Annotated in this window: 11 protein-coding genes and 2 pseudogenes; 6 read left to right on the plus strand and 7 right to left on the minus strand. The window is 43.7% G+C overall.

Annotation, left to right across the window (positions count from 1 at the left end; translation table 11 throughout):
• The first annotated feature begins 11 nt into the window (after positions 1-11).
• Positions 12-589: pseudogene (locus tag HW560_RS01190) on the plus strand (GNAT family N-acetyltransferase).
• Between the two features lie 194 nt (positions 590-783).
• Here the strand turns inward: HW560_RS01190 and HW560_RS01195 are convergent.
• The 3 genes from HW560_RS01195 to HW560_RS01205 form a co-directional block, all read right to left on the minus strand.
• Positions 784-1,950 (minus strand): uroporphyrinogen decarboxylase/cobalamine-independent methonine synthase family protein, encoded by a 1,167-nt coding sequence (locus tag HW560_RS01195; protein WP_179261606.1) that lies wholly within the window; start codon positions 1,948-1,950, stop codon positions 784-786.
• A 235-nt stretch (positions 1,951-2,185) separates the two neighbouring features.
• Positions 2,186-2,755 (minus strand): SF0329 family protein, encoded by a 570-nt coding sequence (locus tag HW560_RS01200; RefSeq protein WP_179261608.1) that lies wholly within the window; start codon positions 2,753-2,755, stop codon positions 2,186-2,188.
• A 15-nt stretch (positions 2,756-2,770) separates the two neighbouring features.
• The gene (locus HW560_RS01205; protein ID WP_179261610.1) at positions 2,771-3,757 is read right to left on the minus strand and encodes a tRNA dihydrouridine synthase; all 987 of its coding nucleotides are present in this window, start codon (positions 3,755-3,757) and stop codon (positions 2,771-2,773) included.
• A gap of 399 nt (positions 3,758-4,156) precedes the next feature.
• On the opposite strand from HW560_RS01205, the gene HW560_RS01210 reads away from it, so the two are divergent.
• Complete coding sequence (locus tag HW560_RS01210) at positions 4,157-4,363, plus strand: DUF2536 family protein (RefSeq protein ID WP_179261612.1); 207 nt, start codon at positions 4,157-4,159, stop codon at positions 4,361-4,363.
• Positions 4,364-4,505: 142 nt separating this feature from the next.
• Here the strand turns inward: HW560_RS01210 and HW560_RS01215 are convergent, their stop codons facing one another.
• The gene (locus HW560_RS01215; RefSeq protein ID WP_218834985.1) at positions 4,506-6,359 is read right to left on the minus strand and encodes a sugar-binding protein; all 1,854 of its coding nucleotides are present in this window, start codon (positions 6,357-6,359) and stop codon (positions 4,506-4,508) included.
• Between the two features lie 267 nt (positions 6,360-6,626).
• A complete protein-coding gene (locus HW560_RS01220; protein ID WP_179261614.1) occupies positions 6,627-11,099 on the minus strand; it encodes an endo-1,4-beta-xylanase in 4,473 nt (1,490 codons plus the stop codon).
• 466 nt (positions 11,100-11,565) lie between these two features.
• Between HW560_RS01220 and HW560_RS01225 the strand changes: the two genes are divergently transcribed.
• Positions 11,566-12,447 carry a GNAT family N-acetyltransferase gene (locus HW560_RS01225; protein WP_179261616.1) on the plus strand — a complete coding sequence of 294 codons (882 nt, stop codon included), beginning with the start codon at positions 11,566-11,568 and terminating at the stop codon, positions 12,445-12,447.
• Between the two features lie 185 nt (positions 12,448-12,632).
• Positions 12,633-14,498, plus strand: a complete 1,866-nt coding sequence (locus tag HW560_RS01230; RefSeq protein ID WP_179261618.1) for a leucine-rich repeat domain-containing protein — start codon at positions 12,633-12,635, stop codon at positions 14,496-14,498.
• Between the two features lie 169 nt (positions 14,499-14,667).
• Here the strand turns inward: HW560_RS01230 and HW560_RS01235 are convergent, their stop codons facing one another.
• Positions 14,668-15,249, minus strand: coding sequence for a TetR/AcrR family transcriptional regulator (locus tag HW560_RS01235; protein WP_179261620.1), 582 nt, complete (start codon positions 15,247-15,249; stop codon positions 14,668-14,670).
• Positions 15,250-15,371: 122 nt separating this feature from the next.
• On the opposite strand from HW560_RS01235, the gene HW560_RS01240 reads away from it, so the two are divergent.
• Positions 15,372-16,301: a ketopantoate reductase family protein gene (locus HW560_RS01240; RefSeq protein WP_179261622.1), complete on the plus strand. Its 930-nt coding sequence runs from the start codon at positions 15,372-15,374 to the stop codon at positions 16,299-16,301.
• A gap of 250 nt (positions 16,302-16,551) precedes the next feature.
• Positions 16,552-16,662: pseudogene (locus HW560_RS01245) on the plus strand (IS3 family transposase); the annotation flags it as partial.
• Between the two features lie 395 nt (positions 16,663-17,057).
• Here the strand turns inward: HW560_RS01245 and HW560_RS01250 are convergent.
• On the minus strand, positions 17,058-18,104 hold the full coding sequence (locus HW560_RS01250; RefSeq protein ID WP_179261624.1) for a hypothetical protein: 1,047 nt from the start codon (positions 18,102-18,104) through the stop codon (positions 17,058-17,060).
• Position 18,105 lies beyond the last annotated feature (1 nt).

Genomic DNA, 18,105 nt, shown 5'->3' on the forward strand with positions numbered 1-18,105 from the left:
AGGTATATCTCATGCAAACCCTTGAAACCAATCGATTAATCCTGCGAAATTTCACCGCAGCGGACGCAGCAGGACTGTTGGAATACACAGCAAATCCAAGAGTGAACTGCTTTATGGATCATCGGATTTCAACGTTGGAAGACGCGGCGGCTGAGGTTGCAAAAAGAAGCAGTGACGATTCCTACATCGCGGTCTGCCTGAAAGACAGTAACGAGCTGATCGGTGAGCTGTTTGGTATGAGGGAAGATCGGGATTCCAATACGGATAAGGATTCGAATTCCGATACGTATAGTATTGGTTGGAATTTTAATGGAAGATTTGAAGGGAAAGGGTACGCGAGTGAAAGCGCCAGTGCTTTCATCGAGCATCTCTTTATGGAACAGGGAATAAGAAGACTGTACGCTTATGTCGAGGATGACAACTTCCGTTCCCAGAAGCTTTGTGAGAAGCTGGGCATGCGCCGGGAAGGTCTTTTTTGGAGTTCATTTCATTTGTCAAAAATGAGGACGGCACACCGAAATACGAGAATACGTATCAATATGCTTTGTTAAAAAAGGAATGGCTGGCACAGCGTGAACAGCAGAAATAATGAATCAAGCCTCATCATTAGTTCAAAAAAATTATAGCAATGAGAACATATCCATACGTACGTTCCAACACCAAACAAATACGGCGGCTTCTCCCTGAACGGATTCCAGAGGAAAAGTCGCCGTTTTATTATCGTACAGAACACTCTTGAATGGGCAATGCGTTTATACAGTCACAACATATTCAACCTGAATCCTAGACGGTGGTGCCCCAGTATTGCTTGGCAATTTTCTGACCTTGAACGATTTTGGCCCATTGCTCAGCTTCGCTTAGTTCGTTACCGCCATCGCAGGATGCAAAGCCGCATTGGTGCGAAAGCAACAGGCGATCCTTATCGATAATTTTGGAGGCTTCGTCAAGCAAACGGATTACGCGCTCTTCATCATCCAGTGTATTGGTCTTCGATGACAACAGCCCTAATACGATTTCCGTTTCCGGTCTGTCCTTGAACACCTCCAAGGCTTCGATAGAACCCGCACGATCATCATCCCACTCCAGGAAGAAACGATCATATTTCAATTGCTTCAGGAACAGGTTAGCGATTTTCGCGTAAGATCCGCCTCCCATGTTGCGGGAATCATAGTTGCCACGGCAGTTGTGTGTCCACATTTTCAAGCCCAGGCTATGACCAAAGTCAATCACCGTGTTATTAATATAAATGAATTCGGTGGCGAGACCCTGTACTTCCTCTTGCTTAATATGCTCCCCCGTAAACGGAGAGTTCGGGTTGTCGTCTGCAAACAGCTCCCACAAGCAATCATCGAATTGCAGGATTTTACCGCCTACCGCAGCGAATTCCTCCACAAACTCCTTATACGCCTTCACAAGACCCGCTTTGAGCTCCTGAATGTTCTGATAAACAGCGTCCTTACCGCCGATATTATCCGACCAGGAGAGTTCTCCAAAAATATGGGATGGCGACGGAACGCAAAGTTTCGTTTGCTGGTCACCCGCCGTGTCTTGCAGCTGTTTGAACAGTTGAATGAAATGATGATTTTTACCGCTCAATTCGCCAGTTATGCGCAGGCCAATATCTTTACGTGTTTCATATTTTGAAGAGCCATCCACATCACGGAAAAAATAGCCATGGTCTGCGATATAACGCTCAACTCCACCAAAGCCCCACACAAAATCCAGATGCCACATCGATTTGGAGAACTCGCCATCTGTAATGATCGACAGGTCATGCTCGATTTCCTTTTTCACCACTTGTTTGATGGCCTCAGTCTCGCATTTCTCATAACCTTCAAAACTTTCATAGAATGGATACTGGATATCATCACGATGTTCAATTTGCGTTTTATATGTCAGCAGCTCTTCAGGACGCAACAAACTTCCTACGATCTGGAACTTATCAGTCATGTCAAAACCCCCTCGTTGTATACCATTATCATATCATGCAGAACGAGGCTGACTGAGATACTTAAATACCATAACTAGTTATAGTTAAAAGCTATAGCAGAAAAAAATCGAATAAAAAAAGTAGACTTTCCTACATGCACAGGTTGAAGTCTACTGATCATCAATTCTCTTATTAAGCTAATGTTCATTAGGACACCCTTGATACAGGGTGCCTGTCATTGAAATTAATTAATTTTCACAACGTTCTACGCCGCAACTCATAAAAATACTGCACAGCTGGATGCTTTAACTTGATCTGCTCAGACATATTTAGAATTCGCTTCTTGCCAACTCGTCTGTCTATCAAAGCCAGAATATTCAACAAGATATCGTTGCTCTCCAGTTTATCCTCTATCGAAGTAGATAAAAACGTAGTCGCTGCAACGGTAAAATTGGATTTACTTAATGATGACTGTGCTGACAGGAGCTCTTTTGCATGTCCTGTGCTTTTTCTGCTTCTTGCTATGACTTGAAGACGATCCTCTGGAACGGTCCCTTTGGTTTCTTTTCTGACGGCTTCAATCTCTTCATGGCTCACAGGAATCATGATCTCCGAATCGCTCTTGATCTCCTGCTCCGTCTGATACCATCGGATTGGGGTTGTTGTATCACTCATGTTGAGTACATTCTTTTTATCTACAGTAATATAACAATTGCCAGATTTATCAGGTAAATAGCGGTAGCTGGTCGCCCGGTATTCGACGGTTCCAACTAACGTGGGACTAAGAAAACTCTCCAGTTGCTGCTTCAATTTACTCCAGGACATATGACCTCCTGTATTCTATTCATTTTCCTCTGCCCCATCATGATCCTTGCTACCAAATTCATCGAGCAATTCCCTTACTCTAGTCGTTGTTTTGGCGTTCATCAAGCTATTTCTAAGCTCACTTGCCCCGCGGAATCCACGGACGTAGATTTTGAAAAAGCGGGCCAGTGGGCTGAACGAACGCGGTTCAATCTCTGAATATTGATCATGCAGGTCCAGGTGCAGCCGCAGCAAATGAAGGAACTCCTCTGTGGTATGCTCCCTTGGCTCTTTTTCAAAAGCAAACGGATTTTGGAAAATGCCTCGTCCAATCATAACGCCATCCACACCATATTGCTCCACGAGTCTCAGGCCTGTTTCACGGTCAGGAATGTCTCCATTAATGGTTAACAGCGTATTCGGTGCAATCTCATCCCGAAGTTTCTTGATCTCCGGGATCAGCTCCCAGTGTGCATCGACCTTGCTCATTTCCTCTCTTGTACGCAGATGAATGGACAGATTCACAATGTTTTGCTGCAAAATATGAGTCAACCAGTCGCGCCATTCGTCCACCTCGGTGAACCCGAGGCGAGTTTTGACACTGACGGGCAAGCCACCGGCTTTGGCCGCCTGAATGATCTCTGCTGCAAGCGCAGGACGGCAGATCAGACCGCTTCCTTTTCCATTCTCAGCGACATTCGCAACAGGACAGCCCATATTAATATCGATGCCTTTAAAGCCTTCCTTCGCCATTCCGATGCTCATCTCGCGGAAGAACTCCGGCTTGTCTCCCCAAATATGTGCCACAATCGGCTGTTCATCTTCTGTAAACGTCAACCGCCCGCGCACACTTTTGTTCCCCTCCGGGTGACAGTAACTCTCTGTATTCGCAAACTCCGTAAAAAACACATCCGGTCTGCCCGCTTCGCTTACGACATGACGAAACACAACATCCGTCACATCTTCCATCGGTGCCAGTATAAAAAATGGCCGTGGTAAATCAAGCCAAAAATTTTCTTTCATATTAGAAACTCCTCTATATATAGCAGGACAATCTTTGTCCTCATTAATAATAAAAAATCGTAAGCCATACATCTGCAATCGTATCATTTACATTAGCAGATTCGTTGCAATTTACATTTTGATGCCCTTGCTTCTTCTTCACTTATACCTTTTCTCCATTGATCACTCCACCAATTTTACCACGTCTTTAGTTGATTTTCAGCACGGGTTTATTCATGATTATTTGAAGCATAACTTTACCTTCTCGTTTTGGCCCCCCAGTATAGAAATCAGACCGCCTCCATCGTTTTAAAGGATCGCTTCGTTTGCTCTTGCCGAACCGGACAAGCTCCTCTACAATAAAAGCTCGGCAGGCTTTTGTACCTGCAAATCGTGACATGGAGGAGGCCTGAAACAAACATGGAAATTTCACTCGATATTATCAAAGACAAAGTCGAATGCCTGCAGGCTTATGACTTCCGGGAACTGGAACGAGCGATCGAAGAACGAATCGGAATGAACAAAGCGCTGATGCTGCGGGTGAAGCAGGTTCAGCATCAAGTGACGTTCGACCCTCTTCGCAACAAGATGTTATTTAGTGCAGTTGTGCATTTTTCTGCAGATTGATGAAAGAGGTTTTTTACTTTGTTAGCGCAACATGCGGTTGTACTCATCCACATATGGCATACACAAGAAAGGACGCAAAATCGTTTGCGTCCACTTTTCATACCAAATTCAGTTATCTCATACTCATAGATTTCAAATGAACCTATTGAAACAGATCCGGTAAAATATCATAAATATACTGGTTCACCCAAGACCAAGCATGCGTGCCGCCGTCAGCTACGATAAAGTAGAAATTTCCTTTTGTCAGATCCGATGAATAGACGAAGGTATTTGTTAGTTGCTTCATGGCATCAATCTGAGGTTTCAAGTTAGGGTAAGCGGTATCCGCACTGCCTGTAGCACTGAATACATAGAAATCCTTCGATCCGTATCCGGCATCTTTTGCAGCCTTGGCCAGGTATTCTGCCGTTTCCACCGGTTTACTGCCTCCACCTGTTTGGCCCACGACCCAGCTGTCACCACTTAATGGCATAAAGTACTTGAAGTAATCAAGCCCATGAACAAAAGTATACCAGGTCGTTACGGAACCCATGGAGAACCCGCCGAAGGCCCGGTGTGCTCTGGCTGCTTTTAAGTCGTCCCGACTTGCCGATTCGGTGTAGGTGTTAAATTCGGTTTCCACTAAGGGAAGCACAATATTAATCAGTTCCTCGTGGAATGTAGCCGTGTCATTGGTGCCGCCATAGAAGGAAGGGGTTACCACAATAAGAGGCTCGATATCCCCTTTTGCAATCATGTTATCTATGATGATCTTCAACTCTTTACTCTGGCCAGGACCGCCGAAGATCGTATCCACATTCTCTCCGCCGCCGTGCATCAGATACAAAACATTATATTTCTTCGTTTTATCCGAGGAGTCATATCCGTAAGGAAGATAAACATTCACTCTCTTGTCGTCCATTCCGTTCACTAAATTAGGTGCTTTGTACGTTACACTCTGGATCGTCCCCGGTTTTTCGCTCTGGACGCGATATTCATTGGGAACCGCTTCGAAATATTTCTCGTTTGCCGCTTCATCTGTCATTTCCAATTTTCCGATTGCATTTTGCAAAGCAGTATACTGTTGATCCATTTGTTCTTGAGTGATCTTATGATTGTCCAGAACGTGCTCGGAGACAACTTTCATCATGGCATCTTGTACGACATTTGCATTTTTATACAGATTAAAATCCATCTCGATCGTATGCTTGACCAAATTCAAAAGATCATAAGGATTCACACCGCTGATATCCCCCTTGCTCTTGCCGGTAAGCAAAACCTCTCCAAACTTCCCTGTATCATTCCAGGCGGTGCCTGTTGAGTCGAAAACATTAATGGTCCCGATTCGCTCCGATCCCTTCGCATCATTCACTTGCAGCTCGATGCCCATCACTTTTCCGTTTTCCGGTTTTGATTGGAGTGCGATCCTTGTTTCAACGACATATCCACCCTGCACCTTTTTCGCAGATGAATAGATCTGCTCGGGTTTGCCGTTATCAATAGACTGGAAGTTCTCATAATTTACCCGATAATGCAAATCGTCCACACCATACTCTTGTGTCTTGTTATTGTTCTCATCAAGGAATACTTCCACGGAATCCTGCATATACGGTGTTACAGATTGTGCAGATAAGTCTTTGTCCTTAACTTCTGCAAGAATATAGAGTGCATGATCATCCCATAAAGCCTTAAATTCTACCGAAGTGTCGAGGTTGTCTGACACATGTTTAGGTGTAACCGCTTTAGCTTTGCTCCACACTTTATCCATATTACCGTCAATAACTGGCGATCCGAATTGGGCCACCATTCTTCCGTTAGCATCGAACCCGTTTTGGTCGTAAGAGACCTTTCCCGGTTCTGGGGATGGTATTTTGGATGCGTTATTCACAACAATCTTGGTCTGGTGCATAGGCGCTGCTGAAACAGGAGACCGGAAACCGAAAGCACTTGTACATACCAAAGGTATAACAACCATGGTAACCAAAATAGGTTTTAACCACATTCTTGTTCTAGTCATCTGAATATCTCCTCCCCAGTCATCTATCTCATCAAACGTTGTACCGATCGGCCAATGGATGAAAAATTCTTAACGGGTTCTGTCTGTGGCAATAATGTCTCAACAGAGACTACACCAGTGCCCAACCTGCTATTCATAGCGAGGCCAAATGGATATAGCCAGGCCGGCGTAAGTCGACTTAATAGAAGAACTACCCCCGTTAGATCATATACGGGGGAGTCTTTTTTAATCAGCTTATTCAATTAAACTTTAAATTTACATTTACATTTACATGTTCCAGATCCGGTAGAGAACCATAGCTGCTTCTGCACGGGTCAATGTGTCGGCTGGTGCAATTTTGCCATCTTTGCCGTTGACGATTCCGCTTCCTATGAGGGAAGTTACACTATCCACCGCATAAGTGGAAATACTTGCAGCATCCGAATAAGGAGCCAGATTCCCGCTGCCGGCAGTTTGCTTACCTGCTGCTTTCAGGGCTTTCGCCGTAAGAACCATCATGTCTTGACGGGAAATGCTGTTACCTGGTTTGAATGTGTTGTCTTCGAATCCAGAGGCAATTCCAAGTTCTTTGGCAATAGCCACGGCCTCTGCATAGTGAGCGGTTGGCTGTACATCGCTGAAGGCTGCCGTGTTCGTGCCCGGACCCTTCAATTCAAGTGCTCGGACAAGCAAGGTGATAAAGTCGGCTCTCGTGATAGAAGCTGCAGGCGCGAAGCTGTCATCAGAGATTCCTTTAATAATATCGCGTGCAGCCATCGCTTCAACTGCTTGTTTTGCCCACAGGATATGCTGTACATCGGCAAAAGACTTGGTTACGTAGGCTACAGCATAGGTGCTGAAATGAGTTGTTTTGAACACCATCGAGCCAGATTTAGCATCATAGTGTCCGCTTGGTACGGCTGCTGCCTGTCCTTGATTATCAATGTAAAGAATCACGATCTGATGTGCATTGCCAAGCTCCTGTGCAGCAGGCGTGTACGGAACAGATACCGTTACTGGCGCTGCGGGATTGTTCCAGGCAAGGAGACGGTCACCAGCTTTTACGCTTAGATCAATCACCGGACGGCTGCCCACAACAGCGCGAACATCTGCGCTCAGAAGATCTGCCGAGACTTTGTTAATCTCAATAGAGACTTGATCGGCTTGCTCCGTAATATTAGAAAGCATATTGGACGGAATATGAAGTGTTACATTCTCCGTCCTAAGAACAAACTCAACATTATTGTTGCTTTGCAGGCTGGAAGTCGGCATCTGCACCACATAGGATTGGGCATTGGCCTGCTTCGGCACTTCGATGGTAACCTGCTTCTTGCCATTCGCACCTAGAGAAGCTTTTTCAATCGCTTTATTCAGGCTGTCGCTTGAAATGGTTGCTGTGGCTGTTCCATTTTCGACTTTAATTACCGGCACAATCGCCGAATCGCTGCCTGGAAGCTGTGGTTGAGGCTGCGGCTGCGGTTGCGGAGTAGTCCCGGAGTTCGATCCGCCACTGCTGCCACTATTATTCCCCCCGCTGTTGTTGCCTCCACCGTTGTTGCCGCCACCGTCGTTACCTCCTGAAGAAGGCTTGCCCGTGAGCGTCAATTCACCGAATACGGACGTATCCTGGTAACCTTGACCGGATGCATCGTTCCATGCATTCACGCTGATTCTGTTGCCATCTTTGGCATCATTGATCTGCGCATCAAAGCCAATTTTGGCATTGTTCGTTGGCTTAACCTTTTTGAATGGAATTTTCATCTCGACCGTGTAGTTGGTACCGGAAACAGAGACTTTGGATTCGAAACCTGCAGCGATTTCCGCAGGATTAAAGGAAGCTAGGTTCTCGAAGTTCACTCTGTATTGTCCATCATCATCCTGGAAGCTGGACGTTTTTCCGTTATTTTCATCGACGAATATTTCGACGGAATCCTGCTCCCATACATTTGGATTGGACTTGTTCAGCTGATCGTCTCTGACTTGAACGAGCACATAGAGATTGTCGTCATCCCACAGTACTTTTGCCGTTCCTGTCGCACCGGACCACGCCATTTGCTTCGTATCCAGTTTCAATTCAGGAGCTTTGCTCCATACACTGTCTACGGAGCCATCAATAGCTGGTGTCCCATAGTGCGCGCTTGATTTCTTATATTCAAGCTCTTCAGGTGGATTTTCCGCCAGGTACTTCTCCGGATCAACAACCCCGTAGAACGCCTCTTTGGCTTGAAAATTTTTGTCAAACAAGGTTGGATTCTGCTCGGCTCTCCAGCTGGTGCTGTCATTTAATCCCCAGAAGGTGACACGCGGAATATGCTCGCTGTTCTTCTTATACAGATCCATCAATTGGGCATACAGATAGGCCTGCTGCTTCGCTTCTTTTTCAGTGATTGTAGAATTGGTGCCTGCCATAATGTCCAACTCGGTGACACTGACTTCTACTCCCAAGGAAATGAAACGCTCGAGCGACATCTTGACATTATCCAATCTCGTGCCCAAATTGTAGTGGGCTTGCATGCCGATGCCGTCAATCAGTTTCTCGCCAGGGTGATCTTTGGCGTACTTCTCATTGATCTCTTTCACCATGCTGTAGATGGCTGTAGATTTATTCTGGTTGTCATCGTTGTAGTCATTGTAATAAAGCTTGATATCCCAGCCGTTTTCATCAATGACTTCTTTGGCTGCAAGGAATGCCTCCTCAAGAAAATCAGGGCCGATGGCCTGTAACCAGCCTGAATTACGCAACGCATTTTTCCAGTCTTCCGGATTAGCCGGGTTATCGTTCATGGCTTCATTGACAACGTCCCAGGAAATAACTTGGTCACCAAAATGCTCAACGACCGTTTTAATATGTGTTCTCAGGTTCGTCAGAGCTTCTTCACGGCTCAAAGGTTCGCCGTTTGCTGCCGTATGAAGCCATGTAGGAGACTGAGCATGCCATACGAGCACGTGACCGTGCAAATCAAGGCCTGCATCCTGTACTTTTTGGACAAGGGCATCTTCTGCAGTGAAATCAAATTGTCTGTCCGCGTTATATGCATAATCCGGCTTCATATCATTCTCAAACGTAACGACATTGTGATGCTTCGTCAGAAGCTTGAGCCGAGTCTCGTCAAAGGTAGCCGGATTCACAATGTTCCCGATCAGAAAATCATTCTTGTAAATATCCTTGAGGTTAGGAAGGTTTTCTTGAATCGGAGGTGCGGCAGTTACAGGTCCCACATATTTTAGAGCAAAGTCATCCAAGAAGAAGGTACGGTTGCCGCCGTCATTGTTTGCTGTTTCAATATAAGCATTAAGTACGCTTGGAGTAGTGGTGAGCGTATACTTACCCGTTAAGTGTACCCATTCCTGATCTGTAACGGTTGCATTTGGTGAAACGTTCGCAAAGCCGCTGTCAGCATATTGAACACTTATACGAAGTGTTGTGGGTTCTTGTCCAGGTGCCATTTTCACCCAAGCAGACAGCTCATATTCGTGATTCTTTGCCATTTTGCCATCAGCATTAACCAAGGCTGCATCATATTGTGCCTTAGTCGTCACAAGCAAGCTTTGTTTGCCGCCAGATGTATGATTATCGTCTTGGGAAAGAGCTACCGTTTCACGGCCGTTCCGTGCTTTGAATCCATCCAGGCCATTCTCAAAATCGGTAGCGATGCCTGTTTTATCTACAATCTCTGGTGCGGTTTGATCAGGGGTTACATCGGTGATGATGACTTCATCAATGTAGATATCGGAGGTTAACGTATTGTTTGATGGTTCAACATAGATGATGACCTCATTCGTTTTAGAAGGAACTTCATAGCCTTTGGTTTCAAATAGTGTCCATTCGGAAGCGGTTACAAGTTTGTTCCCTATAATCCAAGGGTACTTCTGGTCTCCCGACAATATTTCAGAATCTATCTTGGAAGCCAGATGGAACTGGCCTTCACCTGAACTGATTTTAACCTTGAGGGAAATATCATACTTATGGTCGGATTTCATTTTGCCAGTAAGTACGAGAGCAGGAACGGCCTTCTCATCGGCCCGGTTGAAGAACTTCAGAGATCTCGTGCCTTCGGAGGCTACGTCGTTAACGACCGTTGTGTCCCCATTCGATCCCCAACCCAGTTTGCTCCATCCACCGGTATTCCCGTCTTCAAAGCTTTGGTTAAGGACTACCGTGGGTTCGACAGGTGTTACTGTCTGGGTGATCGTGATATTCCCGATATAGAAAGAGACACCCTTACCTGCTTCATCAGACTTGATTCGCAGAGCCGTATTCTCCACACTGTTAACGGAGAGATCGGCGGATAGTGTAATGCCTTGTCCTGCTTTAAAGTCAGCAGAGCTAATTCCAGTGTATGCCTCAGATCCATCAACGCCCTTATTGCTTACAATTTCCAGAACGGCTTTCCCGTCTGCAGATGGGTTAGCATCAGTATCGACATATACGGAAGCGGTTACAGAATACTCTTTGCCAACTGACAAACCAAGGTCATCAAAAGCGAGGTCCACGCCATCCCAGTTATTAGATCGATTGCTAACATGTAGAGCCGCTCCATCATCATTGCCTTCAAACGGCTTACCTGTTACAGCGTCCAGCTGGGCACCGCCTGATGGAGTTGCCTTGCCTTGACCATTCTGGAATGTTTCCTGATACACAATTTGTGAATTAGTTGCCACTAGATCTGCAGCGCTAACTGCCGGAGCTATCAAGCCGCCCGGAAGAAGCAGAGCCGCTGTGAGTAACCCGGAAACGACCTGCTTAAACGATTTCCTCATGCGAAGCATTCCCCCCACACCAAATTTTAAAAAAAACACATAAAGCGCTTACATAATTATTGTGATCAGCCTCCTTTCACCCAGATAATACCACTTCATGGAAGAGAAATCTTACTCCAAATTAAAGGGGAATCCTAGTTTTTTTCATATATATGCAAAGTCTGATACAGGTACGGACATGCTCTTCGTTCCGCTGATCAGGCCGAGGCAGATAGAATCGTGAATCTATATAAGTTGAAACGTTGTTCATTACTAGAAACGAAATTGTTTTTGTTATGTTCAAATATCATGATAAATCTCTATCAAATACATAAAAACCACATTTAATTAACACCACTTGGCCTATTGAAAAGGTGTCAGGTATACGGCGTTTCCGTGAATTCGATGCTTGTTAAACCAGTTGAAGTAAAGGATAATACCCATTAATATACAAATAGTTACTTTTGAGGACTAAGGGGGAAAGACCTTGCAGGAATTTATATTTAAGAAGGATTATAGAAACAATGAAGCACTTCGAACAAGTTTTTTCGAACTTGCTGCTAACACTTTTGATATAAAATTTGAAAATTGGTATCAACAAGGGTGTTGGGGAGAACGATACATACCTTTTTCATTTGTAGTTGGAGACCAGGTTATTGCCAACGCTTCTGTTAACATCCTTGAGCTCATCATTCACGGGGAGAAGAAAAAAGCGATTCAAATCGGCACGGTGATGACACATCCCGATTATCGAGGAAGAGGATTATCTGCGAGTTTAATGAACATGGTTTTAGAGGAATACGAGAACAAGGTCGATTACATGTACCTTTTTGCCAATGAATCTGTGCTTGATTTTTACCCCAAGTTTGGGTTTAAGCCTGTGGAAGAACATCTATTTCCAATGGATTTTACGGCAAAAAAATCATCGGAGCCTGCCAACTTTCAGAAACTCGATGTTACTAACGCGGAGGATTTGCGCCTTATCCATAAATTTGCATCCGAAAGACTACCTGTTTCGCAGCATTTTGCAACTGATCATGTCCAGGGCATATTCATGTTTTACTGCCTGAATGTTTTTAGTGATGATATTTATTACTTGGAAAATGAAAACGTCATCGTTATTTATCAGAAAGAAGACAATCATATTGAGCTCTTCGACGTTGTTAGCTTAAACGAAATGAATATGAAAGATATCTTGGATAAGATTGCAGATGAAGATACGGAGAAAGTAACCTTTCATTTCACGCCAGATGCAACAGAACATATCGTTCTAAAAAGTACAATCACCAATGAAGGTTTATTTGTAAGAACCCATGGTGAACATCTCTACCCTGTGCACGTTAAACATCCGATTACTTCGATCGCTTAATGATTTATTCCCAATAATGCCTACCACCAGCCATACTTAAAAAGATCAAGAAGGAGCAGGATTCCCCTGCTCCTTCGCTATGTGAAACTTCTTTCTCTCATCAAACGTAAATTCACAAGGTATAATGAAATCAGATGACCGTTCAGCATGATCTTATGACCATCATAATGAAGGAGGGGATATTCGTGGCGTTTATCCCGTTAAACTGTCCCAATTGCAACGGAAGAATTGAATACAAAGAGGGTGAGATTTTAAAGTGTCCCTATTGTGAAACAGAGCTTTTATTGAAGCAAAATCACGTCTACTATGTGGACCAGACCATTAATCACTACCATGGAACGCCCCCTAAAGCACAGCGGAAGCAGACTGTCTCCGTAAAGCTAATGCTGATACTGATGTTAGTCCTAACTGGCGCCATCGGTACTTATTTTTATTATAGCAACAGCTCCACCTATCCAAAAACAGAAGCCAATCTGCCTGTGCGAAAGATGCCCGAAAGTGAGGTTCTGCTCTCCTTTTTGCGAGATATCTTCGATAAAGGGTCTGCCTTGCCGACAGAGGAGGAATTGGCTCGTCTTCGCTATTTAACCGTAGCGCATTCGGAGAATGATCAGTGGATGTTTACATATAGCCTCTCCGATCCCTTCAGCGATGAACAGGCCGAGAAGATCACTTATATTACTCAGGACAAGAAACTGAATAGCCAGCGGATTGATCAGCGCGATTTTGAAGCTTTTAAGGGACTGACGGCATTGGACCTGACGAATACCTATGAAATCTCCCAGACGGACCAAACCACTTTGGCCCATATGTCCGGATTAAAAAGTTATGGAGGCGCTTTTAACGAATCCTTTAGCAAATTTTCGGGCTACTTTGGCGACAAGACTAAGATTACGGAGCTTTCCACTCAGCTTCGCAGCAATCAGGAATTGGCCATGCTGCTGGAATTTCCTAATCTGAGCTCGTTATCCATTACCTATGTGGATGAATCCGTAACGGATTTCTTTCTATTGAACAAGCTGCCGCTCAAGTCCCTGTCGCTCACCTTTGTCGATGAACTCGGATGGTTGTCGTCCATGACCGGGCTGACCTCCCTGTCCATCAATTACAGTGAAGCCACAGACCTACAGCCGCTATACGCCTTGACCCAGCTTCAGGAGCTTCGGCTGTCCTTCTTAACGAATGTAAAGTCCATCGACTTTGTACAAAATATGCCTGCTCTACAAACGCTTGATCTCGAAAACGTAAACTTCTCAAGCCTGGAGCCCTTGGCCGGCAAAAACTCCATTACTACCTTACGTCTGGCTTCTCTAAGTCAACTTGGCTCGGTAAAGGCCATAAACAGTCTGCCCTCTCTGCGGGAATTAACGTTGTCCGGTTACTACGAGAATGCAGAAGCGCTGACATTACCTAATGTGGGGCGAGTGGAAATTCCAAGTTCCTTTCTCACCGGGCTAAAGGCCCCGACTACAACAAGTCTGACGCTTCGTGGTGGAAGCGGGGAATTGAACTTGGCTGCGCTGGGGAAATTCCCAAAACTGGAGCAACTATCGCTCTGGGAGATCGATGAAATAACCCGTCTTGGCGCCCTGGACGGCTTGTCCAGCCTAGAGGCCCTAAGCATTTACGACTCGTCACTGTTCAAGGAAAGCGCTGCCTTATTTCGTTTAAAACAGGTCAAATCTCTGATGTGCTCCGAGTGCAGGCTGAACTTTGAACAAAAGGCGGCCGCGGAAAACAGCGTGCTTGAACATTTGACCTTAGAGCAGCCATATTTCAGCATAAACAACACCTCTGTTACTGAAGTTGACCAGATGATGCCTTACTTTGCCAACATGTCCGCTCTACGTTCCTTCACTCTGCAAGACAGCAATTTAGCTTCTCTCGAATTTATGAGTCACTGGCAGGCCATAGAAGAGCTTCATCTCGAGAACAATGCCATTTCCAATATCGAGACCCTAAGCCAGCTGCCTAATCTGCAAAAGGTATATCTATCCGGTAATTCCGTACAAAATAAATCCGTGCTTGGTACGGGTGTGCACGTATATTAATTACCGGCTGGGATGATGGGGAGTTTTAGACTACTTTAATTAATGAACTCACTCCAGAATTACTCACAAATTAATGAATAGTATTAAAACAAAGACAAAAAGGGGTTCGAGAATTATGTATACATTCTCGAACCCCTTTTTTTTATGTTTAGGTTTCTAACCAACATCGCTACACTCCAGAGCGTTGCGGATTGACCGTGCTAAAGATATGATACGGTGTTATCCCCTTTGAAAATAGACTATCGATCAGCTTGATCAATTCCTCCGACGATAGATCTTTGTCTCTCTGTATCCAAAGACGAAACATAGATATTAATGTTGATATGTAAAACTCAATGATGTATGGTGCCAAGACATCATCTGTTGAAAAATCCATAATCAATCGCTCAAAGGGAATTTCTCTTTTCAAGCGTTCCACAAAATGAACAGAACCATAGTCGCCCAATACAGCTTTAAGAACTGTAATTTCCTCTGCATTTTCCAAGCATTGAAGTGCATCTTGGATAGTATGTGTAGAAAACTCTCTGCCTGCCATTTCCTCCTTGATCGATTTCAACATACGCTCTTCAACGCAGTCCAACAACTCATAGATATCTGTAAAGTATTGATAAAATGTACTCCGATTATATCCTGATTGGTTAGCAATCTCTTGAATGGATATCTTTTCGATTGGTTTTCGGCAATATAAATCACAGAATACATTTATAAATGTCTGCCTTGTTTTTTCCGTAATTTCAGGTTGCTTATTCATTGTTAACCTCCATTTTCTGTTGAATTGATTATACGACAGATATTAAAAATCTGATGGTTGATGACCAAATAGTGAATCTATACAATAACATTATACAACACGTTGTTGGATCATCAACAAAGATGAATATGGATATTAGGAGGCTATCGACCCAATACGCTTGGGCTTTAGAGAAGGCAGGGCATACCGTTGAGTTTTACGTTAGAAAAGGGAGAAAAGAAACGTTCGGAAGTCATATCGCGCTTGAAATGTGGGACGCACGAAGAGGAAAACAGTTCATCCAAGAAAGCTGGAAAATCAAGCTGCATGAGGAGATAAGCCCAAATTACGATCTCATTATTGCGAGTGTCAATACGGAGCAACTTCCCGAAGCAGCAAGAATACTTTCGACTACTGCTGGTAACACCCCGATCCTAATATTCAATAATATTTGGCAGGATTTAAAATCATCAATCTTGCCCCTGTCTATGAACAACGTTGTCTTTGGGTTCCCAGGAGCAGGAGGCGGCATTGAGGACAATAAGCTTAGGGGCGGCTTTTTAAAAATGATATTTCTGGAAAAACCACGGGTTGGCACGGAACAGATAAACAACAAGGTCAAAGAACTATTTGAAAGCGCCAATTTTAAAATCAATTGGATCAAGGATATGCAAAGCTGGCTATGGAATCACTATGCCATGAATGCGGCGATGGAGACCGAGGTGCTCAAACGGGAAAGTTTCCCAGCAATCTTGAATCACAGTGACTCATTCGCAAATGTCGGCAACAGTATGCGGGAAATGACCCCTGTACTTAAAGCAAGAGGCGCCAAGATGGACGCGATTACTCTACTGTTGACCAAGATTCCACCAGCACTTCTCGGCATGCTGTTTAACAAGGTTATTTTTGCAAAGGGCAGCTTACCACGACTTTTCATTGAATACAATAATAGTACATCCAGTTTTGCAGTACTTGAAGTTGTGAGAGAAGCCAAAAAGTTAGGTATACCTTTGCCACGTCTTACCTCGGCATTAGAAAACACTGAACAACACACAAGTATCGAAAACGGATAAACTGGAAAACTTGATATTGTTCAGACCAACATCAACTCTACTAATTATTATATAAACCATCATCCGATGAACGGAAGCCTCATCTTGCGCTGCGATGAATTAATTACTGTGGTTATAACAGATATAGCCCGAACTTTAGAAGCTTCGGGCTAGGTAGCTATTTAAACAGGTGCATGTAGCTCCAGAACACTATACCCTCATAAACATCGCCACTGACTCCACATGCTCCGTATGCGGGTAACGATCCTATTATCAGGGGTTCGACTACGTCAACTGGTTCAACCGGCATCGAATTCATGGATCACTAGGGTATTTGACGCCTGTTCAGTATCGCCAAGAAGCCTTAAAAAAAGTGGTCTGATTTAATGTTGACAATCTATTGGTGAAATTTCCAGGCGGATATAACAAGCCTTAACCTACATAAGAGACAGTATCTTTTTCACTGGGGGGGAAGAGCGGCAGTTGTCAGCCACTCCTAATCAAACCTATGGTCAAAAAAGAAGCGGGACATTACCCGCTCCGTTGCTGTATACACCAATACACCTCACTATTAGCTTTTTTAACCAACATCGCCACCAACTCCACATGACTAGCGTGCTGTTACAAAATCAAAACAAAAAAAAACAGCATCTCTGCCGTTTGTGTTTAAAGTGTTGATACAGACAGCGGTTACGGATTCTCTGTTCGCGGCGGTTTTCATACGATGAAAAGACACATGCACAGTATGCCTGTTGATGCGGCTCATTTCTAGCAATATTAGATGTGATTTTCCCTGAAAGCCTTTAACATTAAAAATAATTGATTATTAAAATGCACTTCATTCGTATATATTTTTGTAAATAAACCAATGCACTTGTCTATGATTTCCCCAGTGAACTTTTGGGACATGATGGCTTTATTCGAATAGATCCTTACTGTCTTCCAGTCATGAATAATTTGGTCCAATAACGGGTCAAGCGTATGTTTTGCATGGATATGATCAATGTTGTACTTATAGAGCGTATTTAACCTGTATTTCTCAGAACATTTTCTATAAATAGTACTGCTAAGTGTTTCTATAATCGTTTCATTTTTTATAATGAGCTCGTAATTTTCTGCGAGCAACAGTATATTATCCAAATTTTCTGTTATTTCATTTTGATACCTGCACATATTTTCTACGAATGTATTGATGGTTGTGTGTGCTGACTTCTTATTGTTCAGAATCTCATGGTTACCGAGGGGCACTAGCGCATATTCCCAAAAGTAATCTGGCATCTTTACGTGTTCCGAAGTCATGCATGACCATTTAAATTCTGAAAATGGCAGAGAATATTGTCTGTATTCTGTAATATCATCAACCGTATATATTTCCTCGTTCGTAAGATTGAAGCCATAGACAAAAACAGGGTGCAGTCCATGTTTTTTGTTATAGTAAAAGTCTCTCCCGCGTTGATAAAATAAATCAATAAATATGGAAATCGGATGACCACTAGAAATAGAGTTTATGATCTCATCTTGTAACGTATCTAGTGCAGGGGATTTTTTACGAATAGAGATCCCCATTTCTTCAAGGATCTGATCTCCCTCCTCAAGATCCAACACCTCTAACTTGAAATATCCTCTTGTTTGTATTTTTTGTTTATCAAATCTATAAATACTAATGACATTATTCAAAATCGGCAGCTCATCTTTTTTAAAATATCTGGCAAGCGTTAACAACAAATTGTAGTCGCAATTAAAATAAGGAAAATTATGATGAGGAAACATTTTTGTCATGCCGTCGAAGGGCTGAAAGGTGTCCAGGGAAATCATTTCTTCCATA

This window comes from Paenibacillus sp. E222, from assembly GCF_013401555.1.
Classification (GTDB): Bacteria; Bacillota; Bacilli; order Paenibacillales; family Paenibacillaceae; genus Paenibacillus.